Source organism: Kribbella sp. NPDC003505 (genome assembly GCF_040610875.1).
In the GTDB taxonomy this organism is placed as follows: domain Bacteria; phylum Actinomycetota; class Actinomycetes; order Propionibacteriales; family Kribbellaceae; genus Kribbella.
In genome coordinates this window covers 876,761-897,923 of record NZ_JBEXNA010000001.1, presented here as the reverse complement: position 1 = coordinate 897,923, position 21,163 = coordinate 876,761, and the positions used below count along the sequence as shown (strand labels likewise).

Annotated in this window: 19 protein-coding genes, 1 tRNA gene and 2 pseudogenes; 13 read left to right on the top strand and 9 right to left on the bottom strand. The window is 66.5% G+C overall.

Annotation, left to right across the window (positions count from 1 at the left end):
- The first annotated feature begins 19 nt into the window (after positions 1–19).
- The 3 genes from ABZX12_RS04270 to ABZX12_RS04260 all read left to right on the top strand — a co-directional run bounded on the left by ABZX12_RS04270 (position 20) and on the right by ABZX12_RS04260 (position 4,534).
- A complete protein-coding gene (locus ABZX12_RS04270) occupies positions 20–595 on the top strand; it encodes a hypothetical protein (RefSeq protein ID WP_355689656.1) in 576 nt (191 codons plus the stop codon).
- An 84-nt stretch (positions 596–679) separates the two neighbouring features.
- Positions 680–2,125, top strand: coding sequence for a glycosyltransferase family 39 protein (locus ABZX12_RS04265; protein ID WP_355689654.1), 1,446 nt, complete (start codon positions 680–682; stop codon positions 2,123–2,125).
- A gap of 1,155 nt (positions 2,126–3,280) precedes the next feature.
- The gene (locus tag ABZX12_RS04260) at positions 3,281–4,534 is read left to right on the top strand and encodes an IS30 family transposase (RefSeq protein WP_355689739.1); all 1,254 of its coding nucleotides are present in this window, start codon (positions 3,281–3,283) and stop codon (positions 4,532–4,534) included.
- Positions 4,535–5,179: 645 nt separating this feature from the next.
- Here ABZX12_RS04260 and ABZX12_RS04255 read toward each other — a convergent pair.
- Complete coding sequence (locus tag ABZX12_RS04255; RefSeq protein ID WP_355689652.1) at positions 5,180–5,836, bottom strand: class I SAM-dependent methyltransferase; 657 nt, start codon at positions 5,834–5,836, stop codon at positions 5,180–5,182.
- A gap of 791 nt (positions 5,837–6,627) precedes the next feature.
- On the opposite strand from ABZX12_RS04255, the pseudogene ABZX12_RS04250 reads away from it, so the two are divergent.
- The 6 genes and pseudogenes from ABZX12_RS04250 to ABZX12_RS04225 form a co-directional block, all read left to right on the top strand.
- Positions 6,628–7,065 (top strand): annotated as a pseudogene (locus tag ABZX12_RS04250) (transposase); the annotation flags it as partial.
- Positions 7,066–7,237: 172 nt separating this feature from the next.
- Positions 7,238–7,831 (top strand): IS110 family transposase, encoded by a 594-nt coding sequence (locus tag ABZX12_RS04245; RefSeq protein WP_355689738.1) that lies wholly within the window; start codon positions 7,238–7,240, stop codon positions 7,829–7,831.
- A 180-nt stretch (positions 7,832–8,011) separates the two neighbouring features.
- Positions 8,012–8,854, top strand: coding sequence for an EamA family transporter (locus ABZX12_RS04240; RefSeq protein ID WP_355689650.1), 843 nt, complete (start codon positions 8,012–8,014; stop codon positions 8,852–8,854).
- 1,132 nt (positions 8,855–9,986) lie between these two features.
- Positions 9,987–10,445: a DUF296 domain-containing protein gene (locus ABZX12_RS04235; RefSeq protein ID WP_355689648.1), complete on the top strand. Its 459-nt coding sequence runs from the start codon at positions 9,987–9,989 to the stop codon at positions 10,443–10,445.
- A gap of 96 nt (positions 10,446–10,541) precedes the next feature.
- A complete protein-coding gene (locus ABZX12_RS04230; RefSeq protein ID WP_355689647.1) occupies positions 10,542–10,979 on the top strand; it encodes a hypothetical protein in 438 nt (145 codons plus the stop codon).
- A gap of 848 nt (positions 10,980–11,827) precedes the next feature.
- The gene (locus tag ABZX12_RS04225) at positions 11,828–11,980 is read left to right on the top strand and encodes a hypothetical protein (RefSeq protein WP_355689645.1); all 153 of its coding nucleotides are present in this window, start codon (positions 11,828–11,830) and stop codon (positions 11,978–11,980) included.
- A 486-nt stretch (positions 11,981–12,466) separates the two neighbouring features.
- Here the strand turns inward: ABZX12_RS04225 and ABZX12_RS04220 are convergent, their stop codons facing one another.
- The gene (locus ABZX12_RS04220) at positions 12,467–13,546 is read right to left on the bottom strand and encodes a pentapeptide repeat-containing protein (RefSeq protein WP_355689643.1); all 1,080 of its coding nucleotides are present in this window, start codon (positions 13,544–13,546) and stop codon (positions 12,467–12,469) included.
- Between the two features lie 379 nt (positions 13,547–13,925).
- Here ABZX12_RS04220 and ABZX12_RS04215 point away from each other — a divergent pair, with 379 nt between their 5' ends.
- From ABZX12_RS04215 to ABZX12_RS04200, 4 genes are all read left to right on the top strand, one after another.
- Positions 13,926–14,726 (top strand): SOS response-associated peptidase, encoded by an 801-nt coding sequence (locus ABZX12_RS04215; RefSeq protein WP_355689642.1) that lies wholly within the window; start codon positions 13,926–13,928, stop codon positions 14,724–14,726.
- Between the two features lie 273 nt (positions 14,727–14,999).
- Entirely contained in the window at positions 15,000–15,392 is a 393-nt protein-coding gene (locus tag ABZX12_RS04210; protein ID WP_355689641.1) for a hypothetical protein, read from the top strand.
- Complete coding sequence (locus tag ABZX12_RS04205; RefSeq protein WP_355689639.1) at positions 15,328–15,711, top strand: hypothetical protein; 384 nt, start codon at positions 15,328–15,330, stop codon at positions 15,709–15,711. The genes ABZX12_RS04210 and ABZX12_RS04205 overlap by 65 nt, the downstream gene beginning before the upstream one ends.
- Positions 15,698–16,081, top strand: coding sequence for a hypothetical protein (locus ABZX12_RS04200; RefSeq protein ID WP_355689637.1), 384 nt, complete (start codon positions 15,698–15,700; stop codon positions 16,079–16,081). The genes ABZX12_RS04205 and ABZX12_RS04200 overlap by 14 nt, the downstream gene beginning before the upstream one ends.
- Positions 16,082–16,098: 17 nt before the next feature.
- Here the strand turns inward: ABZX12_RS04200 and ABZX12_RS04195 are convergent, their stop codons facing one another.
- The 7 genes and pseudogenes from ABZX12_RS04195 to tenA all read right to left on the bottom strand — a co-directional run bounded on the left by ABZX12_RS04195 (position 16,099) and on the right by tenA (position 21,106).
- Positions 16,099–16,227 (bottom strand): hypothetical protein, encoded by a 129-nt coding sequence (locus tag ABZX12_RS04195; RefSeq protein WP_355689736.1) that lies wholly within the window; start codon positions 16,225–16,227, stop codon positions 16,099–16,101.
- A pseudogene (locus ABZX12_RS04190) lies at positions 16,221–16,466 on the bottom strand (recombinase family protein); the annotation flags it as partial. The gene ABZX12_RS04195 and the pseudogene ABZX12_RS04190, both read right to left, overlap by 7 nt.
- A gap of 144 nt (positions 16,467–16,610) precedes the next feature.
- Entirely contained in the window at positions 16,611–16,865 is a 255-nt protein-coding gene (locus tag ABZX12_RS04185) for a DUF4913 domain-containing protein (RefSeq protein WP_355689635.1), read from the bottom strand.
- Positions 16,866–17,093: 228 nt separating this feature from the next.
- Positions 17,094–17,888 (bottom strand): helix-turn-helix domain-containing protein, encoded by a 795-nt coding sequence (locus tag ABZX12_RS04180; RefSeq protein ID WP_355689633.1) that lies wholly within the window; start codon positions 17,886–17,888, stop codon positions 17,094–17,096.
- An 878-nt stretch (positions 17,889–18,766) separates the two neighbouring features.
- Positions 18,767–18,839: transfer RNA gene (locus ABZX12_RS04175), tRNA-Lys, on the bottom strand.
- 60 nt (positions 18,840–18,899) lie between these two features.
- Complete coding sequence (locus tag ABZX12_RS04170) at positions 18,900–20,447, bottom strand: NAD(P)/FAD-dependent oxidoreductase (RefSeq protein ID WP_355689631.1); 1,548 nt, start codon at positions 20,445–20,447, stop codon at positions 18,900–18,902.
- On the bottom strand, positions 20,444–21,106 hold the full coding sequence (tenA, locus tag ABZX12_RS04165; protein ID WP_355689629.1) for a thiaminase II: 663 nt from the start codon (positions 21,104–21,106) through the stop codon (positions 20,444–20,446). The genes ABZX12_RS04170 and tenA overlap by 4 nt, the downstream gene beginning before the upstream one ends.
- Between the last annotated feature and the right edge of the window lie 57 nt (positions 21,107–21,163).

The window sequence follows — 21,163 nt, the reverse complement described above, 5'->3', positions numbered from 1 at the left end:
GAGCTGCCAGGATGACGCCATGAAAATGGCCTTCATCGGAGCACCTGTGCTCTTCATTGCCTACGGCATCGTTCGTTGGATGGACGGCGTCGACGGCGAGTATGGCCCCGGCCTTGCGTGGACCGTTGGTCATCTGCTGTTCCTGACAGGCTTCTTGCTGTTCGCTGTCGTGCTGATTGCCATGCACCAGATGGTCAGCAGGCCGCGGGTCATCGCGTCGATCGCGCTGCTGGTGGCCTTGGTAGGCGTGCTGGCATTCATCCGGGTGATCGTGATCGATCTGCTCGTCGGCTTCCGGGCGAGCGATCACGACACGATGTCCGAAGTCGGTGATACCTACGATCGATGGCCGGGTGACCTGAGCGTCTACGATTCGCTCTACTCGGTCGGGCCGATCTTCTTCCTGGTCGGGCTCCTGACACTCACGATCTTCCTCGTGCGGCTGCACCGGATGCCAATCTGGTCCCCGGTCGTTCTTGCGCTCGGCTTCGCGGCGATTATCGCCAGCCTCAGTCTCATGCCGCTAGGCGGCGCGTTTCTGCTGGCTGCCCTCTTCCCCTTGCAAGGCTCCAGCAGAATCTTTCAGCCGCTGTAGATGTCGACAAATGCTGCATGTCGACCGAAAGGATGCCAGGACGTGGAGGTATACAGCGCCACCTTGTGTGTGACGCGTCTTTCGGTGCCTACTTTCGCTACTGCTCCGGCGTTCGCCGTGGCTGGTGTCGTGGCAGTCGTACTGACCGCGCTCTCCGGGCGGTATGGGTACCACCGCGACGAGCTCTACTTCCTGGCAGCCGGCCAGAACCTGGACTGGGGGTACGTCGACCAGCCGCCGCTCACTCCGTTGCTGGCACGGATCTCAACCTTCCTGTTCGGCGACACTCCGATGGGGCTGCGAGTGGTGTCGACATTGGCCTCTGCGATCACCGTGGTCGTAGTGGCGTTGATCGCGCGGGAGTTCGGCGGCTCGCGCGCCGGGCAGATGGCCGCCGCGGTATGCGCGGCCGTGTCCGGGTTCGTACTGGGCGTGGGGCATCTGGTGTCGACGGCGACGTACGACCTGCTGGCGTGGATGCTGATCGTCCTGTTTGCGGTGAAATTGCTGCGGACGGGCGAAGGGCGGTGGTGGCTCGCGCTCGGTCTGACCGCAGGCATTGCCCTGCAGAACAAGTACTTGGTCGTGTTGCCTGTCGGCGCATTGCTTGCGGCGGTGTTGATCGTCGGGCCTCGCCCTGTACTGCGATCCTGGTGGCTGCCTGCCGGCGTCGCGGTGGCCGGGTTTGTAGCGCTTCCGAACGTCCTATGGCAGTTCCAGCACGGCTGGCCGCAGCTCACGGTGGCAGGCGGCATCAGCTCCGACGACGGGATCGAGAATCGGATCACGTTTGTCCCGCTGCAGTTGCTGCAGTTGTCGCCGTTCCTCCTCCCCGTCTGGGTGGCCGGGTTCCGGCAGCTGTGGCGGACGCCGTGGGCGCGGTCCGTGGCGTTGGCGTATCCGCTGTTGTGCGTCGTCGTACTGGCTGTCGGCGGGAAGTCGTACTACGCCTTGCCGCTGCTGCTCCCCATCGTCGCGGCCGGTGCTACGCCTGCGGCCGATTGGCTGGATGGGCATCGCCGGGCTGGTGTCGGCGCTTTGGTGCTGACCGCTGTGACGTCTGCTGTGTTCGCCTTGCCGATGCTGCCCGCGTCCGCGGTCGGCTTTGTGCTCCCGATCAATAAGGAGCAGGGCGAGCAGCTCGGCTGGCCGTCGTTGGCATCGGCGGTCGCGGATCAGTGGAATCGCATTCCAGCAGAGGAGCGCTCGTCGGCCGCGATCTTCAGCATCAACTACGGCGAGGCCGGTGCCCTCCGCCGCTACGGGCCTGCACTCGGACTGCCCCCGGCGTACTCGGGTCACATGAGCTTCGCCGACTGGGGACAGCCGGCGGACATCCAGACAGGCCCGGTGCTGCTGGTCGAGATCGAGCGGACCCTGACGCTCGAGAGGTACTTCCGCAACTGCTCCGAGGTCGGGACGATCGACAGTATCGTAGCGAACGACGAGGACGGCGCCGCACTTGTCCGGTGCGATGCGCCCGCTGATGAGTGGTCGACGCTGTGGCCGAAACTCCGCCGCTACTACTAGGGCGCTCGCCACTGGATCGGCAACACCGGGCAGCCGGGACCGTAGAATGACTTGTTCATCGGTGGGCGATGGGCTGGTGCCATGCCGACCGGTGCCTAGCGCGTTGCCCATCAGCGGTGCAGAAATATCCCGCTCAAGAGCGCCGCCCAAGAAGCGTTGAGCGGAGGCGGGACGCAGCCGTCGACCCGGCATCAGCGTTCACCTGATGCCGGCAGCCGCTGAGAACCCGGGGTCGCCGCTTGTTTGCAGAGTTGGATCGAAGGAATCAGGCAGTGTCAACGCCGGTCGAACCTTGACCCAGCTGTTGTTCCGGGCCGGGTTCAAGTCATCGTTGTAACACAGTGTGCGTCGGCGAGATAGCAGTGCGGTGAACAGCTCGGCGGGTGAGCCGTCTCCCGATCGCGCTCGGGTGCACCGAGTGATCGTTTGAGTCCAGATGCACATAGTCATCGCACGGCAGCCGGGTCGTCAGCCGCCAGCCAACCCCCGGATCGACCGGCGGCAGAGCAAGCATCGCGGCCCGATCAGCCTCCCACCGATCGATCGGGCGGCAGCCCAGCCGCCGGAGCTGGGGGGTGTTGGCGCGCGTCAGCCAGCCGGCAGTTGCGTGTTGAAGTCGGCCGGCGAGGCGAAGTTGCGGCCGGCCCGCTCGACTAGGCCCTTGGCTTCCGGGGTCGGCGGGTCGGCACTGGATCACCTTGATCCCGAGCTTCCGCGGAACGCGTTCATCGCCTCGGTCAGCTGCGGCCGCCCGCCCTCCACTGCCCGACCGCGGAATCGTGTCCCACACCAGCGCCCTCGGCACCCGCCCCACCTGCTGATGAGCGCCCAGTGTCCGGCCGACAGATCTGGTGACCGCGGCCAACTCTCCGGCCTGATACTCCGTGCGCGACGCCGGATCGGCCGGGGCGAACAGCGGCCGCAACTGCTGGACTCGTTCGACGAACACCGTCTTCCCGCGCTGCCAGCCGACCCGCTCCTGGAGATCCCCAGCCGGCGATGGCCCCAATCGCCATCCCCTCCGCCCGGTGCAACCGGCGGATCTCCGCCCAGTCCTCCACGTTCAACACCTCACGATCGTCAAGGAGGTGGGTCAACGTTCACCCGGGTGGTTTCCACTGACGGTTGCAACACTTCGTCCTGGACTGGGAGGTTGTGTTGTCGTCTCGTCGTGTGAAGAAGGGGCCTGGCAGGCGTCCGCTGTCGTTGGCTCGGCAGCGGTTCGTGGAGTTGCGAGCTCGTGGGTGGAGCATCATGGCCGCGGCCCGAGAGGTCGGGGTGTCGAGGACGACCGGTGCGAATTGGTCGCGCGGCTACAAGACCTACCGCAAGGGCGAGGTGGTCGGCTTCGTGGCGCCGCTCGACCGGCTGGCGGTGCGCGAAATCAGCTCGCGGTTCCTGTCCGAGGATGAGCGAATCGAGATCGCCGATCTGCGGCAGGCGGGTATGAGCATTCGTGGGATCGCTGATCGGCTGGGTCGTGCGCCGTCGACGATCTCGCGAGAGCTGCGTCGCAACGCGCATGTCGGCGGTGGCTACCGCCCGTTCGAGGCCCACCGGCAGGCGACCGCCCGCAGGGCCCGTCGGCACCGGCGGCGCCTCGAAACCAACCGGCAGCTGCGCGACCTGGTGGGAGAGCTGCTGGCGCAGCGGCGGAGTCCGCAGCAAGTCAGCCGGCACCTGCGACTGCGCCATCCCGACGAACCGGCGATGTGGTTGTGTCACGAGACCATCTATCAGGCCGTCTATCAGCCCGGAACGACGCTGCTGCGGCCATCTCGGCTGGCGCCGCACCATCGTTCACCGCTGCGGACCGGACGCGATCACCGGCGCGCGCACCAAAAGAACGAGCGGCGCCGGCCACGGTTCGAGCGGCCCATGCTCACCATTCACCAGCGACCGTTCGCTCCCGACGATCGTTCCGAGGCCGGGCACTGGGAAGGAGATCTCATCATCGGCAAAGAGCAGGCCTCCGCGATCGGAACCCTGGTCAAGCGGACGACCAGGACGATCCGGCTGCTGCACCTGCCGCGGCGCGACAGCGACCACCTGCACGCCGCGCTGAAGGACCGCATGAGCGACCTGCCACCAGCTCTGCTGCGCTCGGTCACGTGGGATCAGGGGACCGAGATGGCCCGCCACACAACGATCGCAGCATCCCTCGGTGCGCCGATCTACTTCTGCGACTCCCACTCACCGTGGCAACGCGGCTCGAACGAGAACGCCAACGGACTCTTACGCCAGTACTTACCGAAAGGCACCGACCTCAGCATCCACAGTCCCGTGCACCTGCGGGGCGTCGAACACGAGCTCAACCACCGACCCCGCCACGTCCTCGCAGACCGCTCACCCGCGGAACTGTTCACCGCCCTGCTAGGGTCGCCGACGCATCCCGTGTTGCGACGTTGACTAGAACCCGCCCCGGAACCACAGGGTCAGTATTCAGGCGGAACCGACAGGCAGACGCCCAACGCATTGCGGGGGCTTAGTGCGACCGTATTCGGGATGAGGACCCGAGCACACGGATCTCGCAACACCGGGAACACGGTGGCAGTGTGGCGTGTGCGAGCGCTCGGCGATCCCCGCTTCCGTGGTAGTCGAAAGTGGTCGAAGCAACGACTTCAAAGGTGATCCGTGGCAGACCTTGGCGTGCCGGCGGGAACGCCGACGTGTTCACTCGTGCGCGTTCCTCCGATCAGCGTCATCGCGGCCCGGCTGCTCGTCGCCAGCCTCGTTTACACACCAGCTGCCGCGATCGCGTGGCGGCCGATGCACCGTCGCGTCAGCTGCGTCGATCATCCTGCTTGGGGGGTTGTGCACTGGGATCGCATTCGTTCTCTTTTTGTGCCTATCGCCGAAGCCGATCCGGCGCGCGCCACCGCATCACCTGATCGCAGGGCGGTACTGGCAATCCGCCAGCGTGGTTTCTGGCGATTCTCCGCGAATAGCAGACTCTCCGGTGGGTGGGTCCCGGGGGGAGCGCGAATCCAACCATCGCAGATCGAGTTTCGCGGTCTCCTCGGGCAAGGTCCGCACGGAGTTGGTGGTTCAGCGTCACGCTGCGGAGGAGTCGCTGCTGTCGGGATGCACTCGAGTCTTGCGCGCGATAAACGTGCACCACGCCCCTTCCTCGTCCAGGCTGTGAGCCCTCCGGAACGGTTCGAGTCCTGCATCCCGTAGGCGTTCCTCGAAGGTGAGGACATTCCAGAGGGTTACGTGGTAACGGTTTCCGGAGGCTCTGCCCTCCCAGCGGTCCCCGATCCCCTCGCGGACGGAGACCAGGAACACTCCATCTGTTCGCAGGGCCGCGGCGACCTTTTGCAGGACGATGTCGGTGGCTTCACGCTCAATATGGAGCAGGACGCACAGCGCCATGACCCCGTCGAAGGCTGGCCAGGCCGCATTGGTGTAGTCATCCGTGATGGCGTCGAGTCGTTCGGCATGCTTGCCGCGCGACCTTTGAAAGGCGCAGAAGGCGGCGGTGGCATCGGTACGGCGAACCCGGACGCCCAGAGACTCCACCCAGTCCGCATCCCAACCCGGGCCAGATCCCAGTTCGAGAACGGTGCCGCCCGTGGGCAGCGAGTCAGCTAGTTCCTTCAGCGTCGCCTGGTTCACCCCAGTCGGCGTGCCTTTGGTCGATGACGCGTACTCCAAGGCGATGGCCTCGTAGGCGGCGAGCGTCCGCCGGTTCCTGGACAAGTCGAGCATGTGGGCCCTCCATGGTTTCGTGACTGGATCTCACCCTGCCTATAAAGCGGCGTGATGCGCATCGGGCACTCGCCTTAGGTAGTCGCCTCGACAGCACAAACGGGCGACAAGGTGTAGTCCTCGGTGAATAGCCGCCGGCGTGGCTGTCAGCGGGCTCGCCGGCCTCTCGGAGTTCATGCGTGGTCCGAGGCGGACTCGGGCATACTCCAAGATCGATGAGGTGGTGGATCTTGTGCATCGCTGTCAGCTCGCCGGACTGTTGCTTCTGGAGCAGTGCGCTCAGCTGTCGTCTTGTTCTTGCCGAAGGCACTCACCGGACGAGGCCCGGCCAGCAAATCACCCCCTCCTTGACCGGCAATCACCGCAGGCGGTGTCCAAGACCGGTCCGACCGCGAGCTCGTAGGCAACGCCACGCCGGCCGCACCTCCATCAACTATTGGATTTCCACATCCGAAAATCCGTGACCGTTAGACGCGATCCTTTGCCCGGTTGGCCAGCGGGACCTCAGCCCAGACACCGCCTTCACCCTCGGCGTCGAGCATTGAGCCGGCAGGCGCGGATCGCGGCTGCTTGTTCCATTGACCCAGGACCGGTGCCTGGCGAGGCTCGGTCCAGGCGCCGGGCTGTCGCTCTCATCGCGGCTGCCCACGCTGGTCGTGTGGCTCTCATTTGGCCTGCGTAGCCCGGGCGTCGCCAGGGCCAGGAGAGGCTCGAGAAGGGTTTGTCGCACTCGAAGCAGCGTTGCCCTCCCGGCTCGACAACCGCCACTGGATCGAGCATCGGAGGACCCCATGCGCTCAGCGCCACAGGGAACAGGTCGCGTGGTCGTCGGGATGGACCCGCACAAGTGCGCGGCGACGATCGAGGTGATGATCGCCGACGAGACCATCGTCGGCGGTGGCCGGTTCGGCACCGACCGGGATGGCTACGCCGCGATGCTGCGCTACGTCCGGCAGTGGCCGGACCGGGTCTGGGCGATCGAGGGGTGCGCCGGGATCGGCAAGCACATCGCGCTGCGGCTACTGGCCGACGGTGAGGAGGTCGTCGACGTGCCACCGAAGCTGTCGGCCCGGGCCCGGGTCTTCGCCACCGGTCAGGGCCTCAAGACCGACGCCACCGACGCCCACTCCGTCGCGCTGGTCGGCACCCGGATGGCCGGCCTGCGCCCGGTGGTCAACGACGAGCAGCTGGAGGTGCTGCGGATCCTGGTCGACCGCCGTCGGTCGCTGGGCGAGGAGCACACCCGCAAGGTCTCCCAGCTGCACCAGTTGCTACTCGACCTGATCCCCGGCGGCGCCAAGAAGTCGCTGTCAGCCGCGCAGGCCAGGGCCCTGCTAGCCAAGGTCCGTCCGCCCCCGGGACGCGGCCGGCAAGACCCGCCGCCGCGTCGCCGCCGAGCTCATCGCAGACCTGGAACGGATCTACCAGCGCAAGAAGGCCGCGGACAAGGAACTCACCAGCCTCCTCGCCGCCACCGGCACCACCCTGCTCGAGCTGCCCGGCATCGGACCTACCGGCGCAGCCCGGCTGCTGGTCGAGGCCGGCGACATCACCCGCTTCCCAGACAAGGCGCACTTCGCCTCCTGGAACGGCACCGCACCCATCGACGCCTCCTCCGGCGACCAGGTCCGCCACCGGCTCTCCCGCGCGGGGAACCGACAGATCAACCGCGTCCTGCACACCATGGCCCGGGTCCAGCTCCGCAACCCCAGCTCCGGCCGCGACTACTACGAACGCAAGAAAGCCGGCGGCAAAGCGCCCATGGAAGCCATGCGCTGCGTCAGACGCAGACTCTCCGACATCGTCTACCAGCAGATGCTCAACGACACCGTCCGCACCACCGCGGCGCAGTCGAGGACAGGCCCGGGAGGGCAACAGGGAAACGACTCTGACTCCAGCGCGACCGGCTCACATCCCAACACCGGCTCTTCGGACAAGCCACTTCCCGGACCCGCCGAACAACAGCCTACGACCCAGCTCCCGACCGCCTCTTGACACAGAAGGGAGCCAATGGGGCAAGATCCCGGCGCGGCAGCACTCAACCGGCCGGCAATCCAAACATGGAGGACTGTGTGGTCGAGCGCGGTCGCTAGTGGGGCCGCATTGATAGTGTGCGGCGTCGTGTGTCCCAGACCTCGCTTGGTTGCATCCGCCCGCGCCGCTCGCTGGATTCCGTTGGCAGCCATCGTCGGAGCGACTGGGCTGTGGGGTTGCTCAGGTGGCGTCATCGCGGGGCTCGACGTGAACGGTCTCGCCGCCGCTGCCATCGTTGAGCTGGTCACCGGTGTCGTGCTCGTAGCCCTCGGTCTCGCGCAGGGAGGGCGGCCGGTGGCGGCGATCGCGGGGCTCGGGCGGTTGTTGCCTTTGCTGGCCGTCATGGAGACAGCCAACGTCGCGCTCTACTACGTCGCCCTCCAGTTGGCGCCTGTCGGCCCGGTGATGGCGCTCCATCTCACCGCTCCGGTGATGCTCACGGCCGTCGAGCTCGCCCGCGGAAGGCGCCGTCTGACCCCGGCTCAGGTCGGCTCGCTTCTACTGATCTGTGCCGCCCTGGCTGTACTCGGCCTCGGTGGCCGGTTCGTTGGGAACCGGCCGCACCTCGTCGTCGGGCTGCTGCTGAGTCTCGTTAGTGCTGGATGTATAGCGGTGTTCATCACGATCGTCAGCAAGGTCGCCGGAAAGACATCGCCGACGATGGGCGCTGGGGTGCAGATGCTGTGCTCAGGCCTGGTGCTTGCCCCCGCACTGTTTGTCATTCGGGTCGCCACGGACGACCTGGTGTCCCTGGTTATGACTGCGGCAAGCCTGTTCGCGCCAGCATGTCTGTTGTACTGGCGGGCGATGCGTGATCTCGCTCCAATCACGGCAGGCAGGGTCCAGCTCGCCGAACCGCTGTTTGGCGCGGTCGCTGCGATGGCCATATTTGCGATCCGGCCGAGCGGGTTCGAGGCATTTAGCGCCGTGCTCGTCCTGGTGGCGGTCCTTCTCGAGCTCCGCGCGCCCCTCATGGAGTCTTGACGTGGGCGTCGCCGATTTAGGAACTGATGCAAGCCGCGGTCCGGAGACCGATGCCGGTCCTGAGGTCAGGACTTGGTTGGGCAAGCGGGTGGCAACGGCGTCGAATGCACTGGCCGCCCCCGAACGGTGAGGGGCAGACCAGAGAGCTCGGTGGCGAGTTGCCTCTGAACCGTAGAGTTCCGCCGCGATCGGCTGTGAGTAGCACCAGACGGGATCGCGGCGACGACGCAGGTGTTGCAGGAAGCCGGACTGCGGGTCGTGACACTGAAGCTGGCGTTCGCCCACCGCGGCACCACCTCGCGGCTGCCATGGTCCCGCCGCGTGCCGTACTCGTACCGTGTCGACATTTGCGCGCGCAGGACAGCCATCGCGGTCGACCGGTTGTTGTAGCTCAGGATCTGCCGGTACCGCCTGAGTTCGGCCGCGTCCCCGAAGATCGTCCGGTTCGCCGAGTAGTAGAACGAGCTCGAGTCACGCGTACGAGTTCGAGCGCAAGCTGCATTGGGCCTACGTCGAGCCGACCTTGAACACTGATTGCACATGCTGACGAACGGCGAGCTGGGCTCGGCGGTCTCGGATGTCTGGCTGCTGGCGGGCCGGCGGCTTGGGTGAGCGGAGTCTCGCGTGTGGCACCGCTGGCGGCCAGGTGGGAGCGTGCGCACACGTCGGTAGCCCCGGCTGACGTCCTGTCGCGTGACTTGCGTTCGACGACGGCGCAGTTCCGAACCGTCGGCGGCCAGGTCTGGCACTTGGCGAGGCATTGCTGCCAGCGGCCGGAACCGACGCTGGCCAGCGTCGAGATCTAGGGATCATCCTGAGTGCGCTGCGAGGATTCGACGCCAGCGACCGCGGAGCGGAGGAGGCGCTGCGCCGACGTGTTTCGGACCTGAACGGGTGGTCTGACTCGCTGGGCGAGGTCGCATTCCGAGACCTGAAGGATTCGGTCGACGAGCTCCTCCGAGATCATGACGGGTCTCGTGGTCCGCGAGACCCGATGTCGATGCATTTCTCGGCCGGCAAAGTGGTCGAGGCGATGGACGAGCTGCTGTGGTCAACGGAGCAGGTTGCCACAAGGCATGAACACCGCGATTCGGTACGTTGCTTACATCAACGACATCTGAGGAGCTGAACTTTGCGCGCGGCTGAACTGACGATGGGACGGACCTTCGCGGTCCATTTCGACCATGGTGACGATTTCTACCCGGCGCTGGCAGATTTCTGCGCGGAGTACGGCGTACGGCAGGGCTTCATCCCGATGTTCATCGCAGGCATGCGTGATGTCCAGCTCGTGGGAACGTGCGAGAAACTCGAGGATCCGGATGCACCGGTGTGGAGCGCAGTACATCTGGAGAACGTGGAGGCGGTCGGTGGTGGCTCGCTCGCGTACGACGAGGAGTCGGGCACCGTCCTGCCGCACATCCATGTATCGGTTGGCCTGAAGGCCCACTCGGCTACGGCTCACACCAGTCATCTTCTGGGGGCGAAGATCCATTTCCTCACCGAGATGTATCTGGTCGAGGTGAAGGCGCCAGGATTCTCGCGGCCGCGGCAACCGGACCTGTACAACGTCCCGTTGCTGGCTTTCGACTGAGTCCTGGATTCTCTTCGCCGGGTTCAGGGAGTACGCGCTGCTGCTGACTCTCGTTCTATGGGCAGCAGTCACGGGGGAGCAGGCAACAGATTCCGGGTGACCGTCGAAGACCTCCGCAGAGCGGTTGATGCCGAGGTCCGGCGAAACTGGTCCGATCATCAATGGACGCGATGGCTTGATGCGGCAGGGGATCTGCGTGGCCAGACGTTCAGGAACGTGGTTCTGATCAAGTTACAGATGCCTGACGCCGTGTGGGTCGACGGAAGGTCAGGGTGGCAACGCCAGGGCCGCCGCGTCGTGCGAGGCGCATCCGGCATCAGGATTGTCGCGCCTGGGCGGGATGTTGATCGTCATTCGGAGCCCGTGCAGGGGCACGGGGTCGCGCCAGTCTGGGACTTTGCGCAGACGGAGGGCCGCATCCCGCCGTGGACAACGGCCGCGAGTATGCGGCTACCAGATGTCTACGCCGCGCTGACGCGAGTCGCGGCCGAGGCGGGTATCGCGTCGAACGAGGACCGCTGCCGGATGGATTGAGTGGTGCAATCACGGACCGGCGAAGGCAGCGAGTGACGGTGGGTGACGAGCTAGACGGCTCTGTCGCCGCCATGAGCCTGGCTCACCAACTCGCCCACCTGCGTATGCACAAGCTATCGCGTGGCTCCGGGTGCCATGGTCTGGTGAGGCTCCCGAGGCGGAGTCGGTTGCGTATGTGACGCTCGCACGGTTCGGTGTACTGCCGGTCCACCACATGGCGAGTGCCGCAGCAACTCTCGGCCGCCGGCCCGCGGCGCGGCTCGTCGAGACGCTAGGTGGTCGAGTCGTGGCTGCTGCAGGACGGTTGATCGAGTCCACGGAGCGGCAGTTGCCTACACTGCAGACGCTCCGCCACGTGTCGCGCAGCGGGCCGACCGCTTCCGAGATGGAGGACCTGAACTCGACCGTGGCCTCTGAGTTGTCCTTCGTCGCGGTTGGACACTGCACGTTCGTTGCCCGATACAACCAGTGATTGACGGACGCCGGAGAACGGCTCCGGGTGGGCATTTTGGCCTCGCCGATCGGCCATCGTTGCCCATGCCTTGTAGATCTGCGCATGGTGGATGGGTGGACACAGGCGAGGTGGCGCTGAAGCTGTACGGGTTGGAGCCCGAGCAGTTCACCGCGGCTCGTAACAGGCTTGCGCGCGCAGCAAGCGACGAGGCCACCGCCGCGGCGATCATGGCGATGCGGAAGCCGACCGTCACGGCGTGGCTGGCCAACCAACTTGTCCGCACGGATCCAGACGGCATCCACGCCTTGACCGAACTGGGGGAGGACCGAGCTCATCGCTCTCGACGATCCGGACCAACGCACACTGGAGACGCAGAACGAGGAGGACCAGGCCGATGACTAAGAATCTCCCGCCCGGCCGCGGCGGCTACCGGGCGAAGACCGTCAACAAGAAGACCTCGAGCAAGAACGAAACGCGGGACGGGCAGAAGTCCGTCGTGCCGCCACCTCCCAAGCCAAGCAAAGGTGGTCCCACCAGTGCCGAATGACGACCGTAGACGAGTGATCGGTGTCGGGCCGACCGAGGAACGGGGCTGGAAGCCCAAACCCGTGATCCGCCCGGTGCAGCCGCGGACTCCTCCGCCCCCGCCTCCGAGCGGCGGAAGGCCTCCGAAGCAGACCAAGACCCGGTAGCGCCACCCGATCAAGGAATAGCCCAATGCCCAACGACAACCCGTCGCGCCCTCGGACCAGCGAAGGCTGGAAGCCGTGACGACTCCGAAGATGACACCGCAGCCGAAGCCGCCACCCCCGCCTCCCACCAGCGGCGGGGCGCCTGCCAAGCAGTAGGCCCCCGCGACAGACCGCCAGCGGCGCGACCTGGCGATAGAGCACTTGGCTTCCTAGAACCATGGTTCTTCGTGCAGGTCCCAGAGGCGACGACGGGGAAGAACCAGGGACACGCACCGGATTGCGTCCTGGATGGTGATCCCTGCGGTGCCGAGCCCCGTCGATAACGGCTGTTACAGCCGGGGCTACAACCAGCCCGGTAGCTTCAGACCCTCGATCGGGTCTACAGGAAGTCCCTGCGGCCGTGCGGTAGCGAGGCTGCCGGAGAACTTCGCCTCGCCAAGGTCGACGGTGCCGCCGGCGAACTCCGCGTATCCAAAGTTGACGGTGCCGCCGGAGAACTCCGCGTATCCGAAGTCGACGGTGCCGCCGGCGAACCTCGCGCCGACGAAGTCGACGGTGCCGTCGGCGAACCTGGCGGCGAAGTTGACGGTGCCGCCGGAGAACCCCGCGCCGCCGAAGTCGACCTTGGCGCCGGCGAACCACGCGCCGCTGAAGTTGACCGTGCCGTCAAAGAACTCCGCGCCGCCGAAGTCGATGTTGCCGCCGATGAACGCCGCGTCGCCGAAGTTGACGGTGCCGCCGGAGAACCTCGCGCCCCGGAAGCTGACGCTGCTGCCGGAGAACTCCGCGCCGCCGAAGTCGCCACCGTCGAAGACAGACCCGGTGAAGTCGAAGTAGTGCCGATGCCACCCGGGCGGCGGCTTTGGTGGCGTATCGCGCTCAGGTTGCAGGTGTTGATTGATGAGCCGGATGACAGTGTGGCGAACCTCCCGCTCGCCGTGGCGCGCCCCTTTGCCGGCAGCCACAACCTGGGCGCGCCGCCGCTTAACCGAAGCCTGGGGTCTGGGTTCACTGGTGTCCGGTTCGTAGGGCAGGCGGAGATATGCGCACAGGACGTCGATGCACTGTTGCCGCTGCTCTTCCCAGTCGTCCGCGAGGCGCGCCATCGCGTAGATGCCGGCCAGCCGGACGGCGGCTTGCTCATGGCCGATGAGGTCGGCGGCGTCTTGGTATCGGCTGCTGAATAGCCGGCGATCGTCGCGAAAACTGGCCGACTCATCAACGCGCGCGCGCCGGTAGCCGACGATCAGAGCGACGGCCGCTCCGATGCCGGCCGCTAGTCCGAGGGCGATCTTCACCAGGTCTGCGAGCAGTTTCTGTTGCTCGGGTGTCGCCGTTTCGGGACGCGCGTCGATGCGGACGAGCCAGGCCAGGACGAAGTAGAGCCCGACGGCGCCAGCCGCCGCCAGAACCACAGCCACGGACGCCCACACGATGAGAGGCGCCATATGTGGCGTCCGCGCTCGATCGCGTGACGTCGGCACAGTTCCCCTCCCACAGCGCCAGCCACGGTCACCGCGGCATCCCCGAATCCCACCGTGCCCGTGCCGCGCCGAGATGTCTACCCATTGACGGCTCGCAGTTCGCGGACCCAGAGGAACTGGCTGGCGGTCCGGTGATAACCGCTCTTCTGGAACCGCCCTCCGGCACCCCAAACCCGGGCTGAGACCAGTCCTGTGCTCCGTCGCGATCCGGATCGCGATTCCGCCGTTATCACTGGCTCGCGGGGGAGCGTACGACGCCGGAGCGACGCGGAGGCTGTCATCGGCTGTTGTCGGTGTCACGTGGCAGGCTGCGGGAATGTGTGGTCGATACGCCTCCGTGGTCAGCCGTGCCGATCTTCTCGACCGTTTCGCCGTCGACGAGAGCAACGCTGACGAGCCGCGCGGCCAGGATTTCAACGTGATGCCGACGAAGGACGAGCCGGTGGTGATCGCCCGCGTTCCGAAGGACGCCGGCGATGACGCGGCTCCGGAACGCGACCTCCGTACCTTCCGCTGGGGCCTTCTGCCGTTCTGGGCCAAAGACATCAAGGTGGGCGCCAGGATGATCAACGCGCGTGTGGAGGTCGTGCACGAGAACCCGGCGTACCGGCGCGCGTTCAAGTCGCAGCGGGCGCTGATCCCTGTCGACGCGTTCTACGAGTGGCTCGAAACCGACCAGGTCGGTAAGGCCAGCAAGCAGCTCAAGCAGCCGTTCGTCCTGCGGCCCACGGACGGCCTAACGCTGCCGCTGGCCGGCCTGTACGAGGTCTGGTACGACAAGTCGTTGCCCGACGACGACCCAAACCGGATCATGCCGACGTACACGATCATCACCACCATCGCGACTGACAGCGTCGGCCGGATCCACGAACGCATGCCCATGGCGATCACCCCAGATCATTGGGACGAGTGGCTGGATCCCCGCAACCACGACGTCGATGAGCTCTGCGGCCTGATGGCGCCGCCAGTCGACGGCAGCCTGGACATGTACGCCGTCTCGAAGGCCATCAACAGCGTGAAGAACAACGGCCCCGAGCTCCTTGAGCCGCTGCCGGCCGAGCACGAGCGGACGCACGCGCCGGCTGGTTGCAGGCAGGGCACTGTAGCGGACCGCTGAGTCGACTCCCGAGACTTGCCAGGCGGAAGGGGTTAGTAGGTGGAGATGGTGCAGTACTCGCGGCCGCCGATGTTCGCGCAGGCTTTCCAGGGTCCGCCGTATGAACCCACGTACCCGCTGAACAAGACATTGCCCGTGCCCGCGGCGGTGCGCAGCGCAGTGATCGTGCCGGCTGCGCTTCGGAGGTAGACCTGGTTCCCCCTGTACAGAGGCCCCGTCAGGGTTCCGTGCCACTCGTCGCCGCCGCATCTTACGAGCTCTACCCTCCAGGCGATGGCGAAGTTTTTCGACGCCGCAGTCACGCAGGACGAGACGGCGCTGGATGAGTTCGAGGCCGTTGCTGCCTCGGAGGCGGAAGCCGCGGAGGCTGGTGCCATGGCGGTCGCCGTCAGGGCGATGCCTCCGGCCAACGCAGCAGCAATTCGGGTGCGCAGCATTGATGTCTCCTTTGTAGCTAGAAAAGTTCGGCAGTCCGGATCCCACCAAGCAACGCTTTCAATCGGCTTTCAGATGTTCCTCGCGCCCGAGGACCAGGGCGTACCGCGGGAGCAGCCGGGCGAGCCGCATCTGTCGGGAACGGTCGGTCGTGTCACCTACCGTGATGGTGTGGAGACCGAGGAAGGCAACCAGACCCCCGGCCGTCGAGCACCGGCACCGCAACGCTGACTGGACCAACACTCATTACCGGCAGCTCGTCGACGGCCTCCGGGCACGCCTGACCGTCGAGCAGCTCGCCGAGGACCTCGATCGCACTCCCGGTGCGATCCGGTCCCGCGGGAAACTCCTCCTGCCCGCGGGGACCCCACATGCCCGCGGCCAGCACGCGGTCGACGTACTGCGCGAACTACTCCTCGACGACCCCGACTACCCGTGGGAGTCGGTCCTGCTCGCTGAAGGGCCTGGGGCGGCGGTACTGGAACGCCGCAGACACCGAGCGGCTGCAGGACGCCTGGAACACCGCCGTACCGCTGATGGATCTGGCTGAAGAGTTCGACGTCGACGAACCGCAGTTGATCCGGCAGCTGATGTCGCTCGGGCTCGGGCACAACAGGACCGAGATCGTCGACCGGCTGGGATGCCGGCCCGGCGGCATTGTCGACCTGTGGCAGCGTCTCGCTGCCGACCGGGCGGCCGCGGAGATTTGGATCCTGACCATCCGCGGCGTGCCCGACGAGCCGGTCCACGTATCGATCCACTCCAGCGCTGACGACGCTGCCGCGCTGCGCGACCAGCTCTTGGCGCGGGCCACCAGCACCGACACCGGCGCGGCCCCCGTGTGGTGGTGCATCGCTGGCCGCTCACCCGGATTCGAAGGCGGTGAAACCACCAGCGGGATTGTCACCGTCGGCACCTGACGACGGATCCGTCGGTTTCAGACCGTACCGGAGCTGTGGAGTTCGTTCCGGTCCAGCAGCTCGGCACGAGCCAGGAGAACGTCGCGGTGGCAGGGCGATCCCAGCGGGCAGGTACACGCGAGAGGCCGGCCGACAAGTTCGTGCAGGTGGTCACGAATCCAGTCGCGGTCGACCCAGCGGGAGCCAGCCGGTCCAGCTCCGCCAGGTTCAAGACGTCGCCGGCGCGGATCCGGGGGCGGAGCTCATGCCAGTCCAGCCGGTTGAAGTTCGCCCCGGTGAGGTTGTCGACGTACAGCCTCTTCGCGTCGCCGGTCAGCCCGTCCGGGATGCCGTACGAGATCAGAGCGTGGACCTGGCGATGCAGGTCCTGCTTGCTGGTGGACACGCGCGCGTAACCCCACTCGCGCCCGGTAGCCACTACCGCAGGCCATGTCCCAGTTGTATCGAAACTGACGACATCACATGAGTGAGACTGGGACACCTTTCGCACGTGTCGCGGCGGTGTCGACGGATGTCTCAGAAGCCGGGATCAGAACCATACTTCTGACACAGCGCAGAGACAGGAGCGCGGTCCGCGCACAGCCAGCGGTACCCGTGTCATCGTTGGCAGCGGGTCGAGGCCCTGGCCGCTCTCGTTGTGGCCGTCGAGGGTGCACTTGCTGAAGGTGCCGTCGGACCTCATCAGGCTGTTCATGTGGGGGTAGCACACGGACACGCCGGTGCCGGGTTCGAGCCGGAGGGCTTCCCAGGAGCGCCAGAGCGCGGACAGGACGCACGTCGGCAAGTGACGCTCAAGATCGCGAAAGGGTCTGCTCAGTGATGTTGGGTGGCTCGGGATGCGAGCCGCCCAACATCGGGGTCACTTCGTCGTGGCGCGTAGCTCGTCTTGGTGCAGGTTGAGCCACGTTTCGAAGGACTCCAGGTCCGGGTTCAGTTCGCGGACCTTGGTGAGGTCGCGGTCGCCGGTGAAGTCGTCGTGGTTCTCGGCGTAGAACTGGCTCTTGTTCGCTGGCTATAGAAGGTCGGGGTCGTCGAAGGCGTGTTCGAGGGCTTGGGCTGCGGCGGGGTTGGCGGATTGGCGGCCCATGTAGATGTCTTGGGTGATGGAGACTTTGGCTTGGCCTAGTTGGTCGGCGATTTGGCGGGCGGTGTGGCCGGCTTGGTCGAGGGCGGTGGCGGTGGTTTTGCGGAGGGCGTGGGAGCGGATCCAGGCGAGTTTGTCGGATTCGGCTGGCTGGACGGCGTCGTGGATCTGGGCGAGGAGCCCGTGGAACTGCTCGAGGTCGACGTTGTAGGTCGCGACTAGGGTTCTGACCAGTTCGTGGTCGACCTTGATGCGGCCGGTCTCCACTAGTTCGACCCTGTTTTGGGGCCAGTTCAGGTGGTTGGCGACTTGTTTGCGGGTCATGCCGGTTTCTCGGCGGAGGGTTCGGAGGCTGAGGCCTAGGTCGCGGCGGGCGGTGTTGCCGACGGGGGAGAGGGCGGTGCGGAGGGCTCGGCGGGTGTTGGATGGGTCGCGGTAGCCGCCGCGGGTGTCGGCGAAGACGGGGTCGTTGAGGATGCCGGCGGCATGGCGGGCGCGGAGGACCGCTAGGGCCCAGTTGGGGAGGTGGAGGAGGCGTTCGCCGGCTCTCGACTTGGTGACCTTGCGGATGAGGCCTTCGCCCCTGACACGGGCGATGGTGTGGGTGATTTCGACGGTGCCGGCTTCGAGGTCGACTTCGTGCCAGTGGACGGCGAGGGCTTCGCCGATGCGGACGCCGGTGCCGAGCATGAAGGCGACCAGATGAGGTAGATCGGCCTCCACAGCGCGCTCGTCGGCTGCCAGGCTCTTGCGGAGGAGGGTGACCTCCTCGCCGGTCAGAGCGCGGGGGTGGATTCTTGGGCGGGGCTTCGATGGTGTCGACCTCGCGGACTGGATTGACGGAGATGGCTCCGTAGCGGACTGCGAGCTTCATGGCGCCGGAGATGGTGGCGCGGCAGGTCTTGGCGGTGGCGGCGCCAGCGGTGCTCTTGACCTTGGCGAGGACGGTGTCGATGCGCGGGGTGGTGGCTTCGCCGATGCGAAGCTCGCCGAGGGCGGGGCGGACGTGATTCTTGAGGGCGCGCCGGTAGGTGTCCAGGGACGTAGGGGAGCGTCTGCCGTCGGCGACCAGTCCCTCGAATCGCTTCTCCCAGAGGTCGAGGAGGTGGTTGATCTTGTGCATCGCAGTCAGTTCGCCGGACTGATTCGTCCTGGCGCGGTCCTGGAGCTTCCGCTTCAAGGCGTTCTCGGCACCTGTCTTGGTCGTGCCGACTGCGCCGACTTGGCGGACGTGTCCGTCGTGGTCGCGAAACTTGGTCTGCGACTGATGCTTGACGGCCTTGCCGTTCGTGTCTGTCTTGATGACCTTCGTGGAGATGCTTCCCCACGTCCCGATGGGCAGCGGTGGTCTCGACATGTCAAGCTTCCAACCTGGGGGATGGTTGGCAACTCAACGGTGGCCGCGGCGGCACATCACCGAAGTTGGCAACGATGCAAACCGATGTGATGTGACGCACAGTTACGAGCAGATCGGGGCTTAGCTGGTGACCCGGGAGGTCACGGCCGGAGGCCGACGTGCGGTCGGCTCCCGCAAAGAGATGGGTTTGAGATGACCTATCGACATGACAAAACCCAGGACACTCGCGTGACCTGGGCTGTTGTGCGCCGCCAGGGACTCGAACCCCGAACCCGCTGATTAAGAGTCAGCTGCTCTGCCAATTGAGCTAGCGGCGCTTGGTGTTGCCTTCGAACGAAGAGGATCGTAGCAGGGGGATCGGGGAGATGCGAAATCGGTTAGCGGGTGAGGATGGTCATGGCTGCGTTGTGGCCGCCGAGGCCGGAGACGGCGCCGCCTCGGCGGGCGCCGGAGCCGCAGATCAGGAGGTTCGGGACGTCGGTCTCGGTGCCCCAGCGGCCGGCGTCGGCGGGGTCGGTGGCCCAGGGCCATTGGAGGTCGCCGTGGAAGATGTGGCCGCCGGGCATGCCGACCGATTCCTCGATGTCGTAGGGCGTCTTGGCCTCGATGCACAGGTTGCCGTCGGCGTCCCGGGCGATGCAGTCGTCGAGGGGTTCCGCGAGGTACGACTGGAGTCCGGCGAGCACCCGGCGTACGGACTCGGCCCGGGCCGAATCGTTGTCGGCGGCAAACAACCGGGCGGGGAAGTGCACGCCGAACACGGTGAGGGTGTGGTGGCCGGAGGCAATCAGGTCGGGGGAGAGGATCGACGGGTCGGTCAGCGAGTGGCAGTACACCTCCGACGGCGGTACGGCGGGCAGCTCGCCCGCAGCGGCGGACCGGTACGCGGCCTCGAGTTGGCTGTAGTCCTCGTCGATGTGGAACGTGCCGGCGAAGGCCCGCGCCGGATCGTCACCCGACTTGAGCGCGGGGAGGTGCTTCAGCAGCAGGTTGACCTTCAGCTGCGATCCCTCCGGCTTCTCGACACCGGTCTGACCGCGCAGCGTGGCCAGTGTCGACGGGGCGACGTTCGAGAGCACCCAGGAGCAGTCGACGGATCGCTCACCGTCACCACCGAGCCAGGTGACCGATCCGCGGGTCCCGTCGACCTGGACCGAGGTGACTGCCGCATCGGTGACCAGGGAGGCGCCGGCGCGTCGTGCTGCTGCCGCCAGCGCGTCGGTGACCGCTCCCATACCGCCGACCGGCACCCGCCACTCGCCGGTGCCGTTGCCGATCAGGTGGTACAGGAAGCACCGGTTCTGGATCAGTGACTCGTCGTGCAGCCCGGCGAACGTGCCGATGATGGCGTCCGTCGCGACAACCCCGCGGACGGTGTCGTCGGTGAAGCGCCGTTCGATGGTCTCGCCGAGCGGCCGCTCGACCAGCTCGTCCCACAACGCGCCGTCGACGCGGGAGCGGAGGTCAGCCGCCGTCCTGAGCGGCTCCAGCAGCGTGGGAGCGACAGCGGCGGCCACTGAGCCGACCGCGCCGTAGAACGCCGCCCACGCGTCGTACTCCGCGTCACCGCCGGTCAGCGCAGCGAACGAGGCACGGGTGGCCGCCCCCTCGCGACGCTCGACCATGAGGCCGACGTCGCGCCCGTCACGGCGCACGGGCGTGTACGACGCGACTGTCCTGGACCGGAGCTCGAGACCAAGGCCCAGGTCGGCCACGATCTTGTCGGGCAGCAGGCTGACCAAGTACGAGTAGCGCGACAGCCGGGCGTCCACGCCCGGAAACACGCGCTGGCTGACCGCGGCGCCGCCGGTGTGCGGCTGCTGCTCGAGGACGAGGGTGGAGAGCCCGGACTGGGCCAGATACGCGGCCGCGACGAGCCCGTTGTGCCCGCCGCCGACAATCACGACGTCGTAGAAGTCCTTCATCCCACCGGCCAATCGAGTTTGTTGTACGCGGCGTCCCAGAACATCCATTCGTAGCGGCACGTCATGGCGAAGTGCTGATGACAGCGTTCCCGCTCAGCTGCTCCGACGTCCAGTCCGTCCGTGACGGCGAGTACCGACTCGACGACAGCGTCGAACTCGGCCGAGCCATAGGTCTCGATCCACTTCCGGTACGCAGGGTCGGGGGACGACCGCTTGAGCAGCTCACGCCCCACGTCGCGGTAGATCCAGTAGCAGGGCAGGACAGCGGCCACCGCCTCGGCGTACGTCCCGGTGGCGCACACGGCGGTCAGATACGACATGTACGCCGTGGTGGTGGGACCCGAGCCGGCTGCGTCGACGTCCGCCGCCGTCAGCCCCAGAGACGCCAGCAGTGACGTGTGGAGCTCACGCTCGACAGCTATCGCGTTGGCGGCGTGCAGCGCGAACATGCTGACCGCGTCCTCGTCCAGGGCGCGTCCGGCGACCAGGCTGAGCGCTCGCGAGTACGCCCGGAGGTAGTGGCTGTCCTGGATGATGAAGTACCGGAAAGCGTCGTGGTCGAGGGTCCCGTCGGTCAGGCCGGTGATGAACGGGTGCCGGACGATCTGGTCGTACACAGAGGCGGCCCCGCGGTCCCACAGCTCGCTGGAAAACGTCATCCCCACTCCTCGCCGTCGACTGCACCGACCTTATCCACGAGGCGCGCAGCGATCACC

Excerpts from the sequence above, each read along its gene's own strand:
- ABZX12_RS04270 (WP_355689656.1), top strand. The coding sequence starts at position 20 with ATGAAAATGGCCTTCATCGGAGCACCTGTGCTCTTCATTGCCTACGGC.
- ABZX12_RS04255 (WP_355689652.1), bottom strand. The coding sequence starts at position 5,836 with ATGCTCGACTTGTCCAGGAACCGGCGGACGCTCGCCGCCTACGAGGCC.
- ABZX12_RS04225 (WP_355689645.1), top strand. The coding sequence starts at position 11,828 with ATGACTAAGAATCTCCCGCCCGGCCGCGGCGGCTACCGGGCGAAGACC.
- ABZX12_RS04215 (WP_355689642.1), top strand. The coding sequence starts at position 13,926 with ATGTGTGGTCGATACGCCTCCGTGGTCAGCCGTGCCGATCTTCTCGAC.
- ABZX12_RS04210 (WP_355689641.1), top strand. The coding sequence starts at position 15,000 with ATGGCGAAGTTTTTCGACGCCGCAGTCACGCAGGACGAGACGGCGCTG.
- ABZX12_RS04205 (WP_355689639.1), top strand. The coding sequence starts at position 15,328 with ATGGTGTGGAGACCGAGGAAGGCAACCAGACCCCCGGCCGTCGAGCAC.
- ABZX12_RS04200 (WP_355689637.1), top strand. The coding sequence starts at position 15,698 with ATGGATCTGGCTGAAGAGTTCGACGTCGACGAACCGCAGTTGATCCGG.
- ABZX12_RS04170 (WP_355689631.1), bottom strand. The coding sequence starts at position 20,447 with ATGAAGGACTTCTACGACGTCGTGATTGTCGGCGGCGGGCACAACGGG.
- tenA (WP_355689629.1), bottom strand. The coding sequence starts at position 21,106 with ATGACGTTTTCCAGCGAGCTGTGGGACCGCGGGGCCGCCTCTGTGTAC.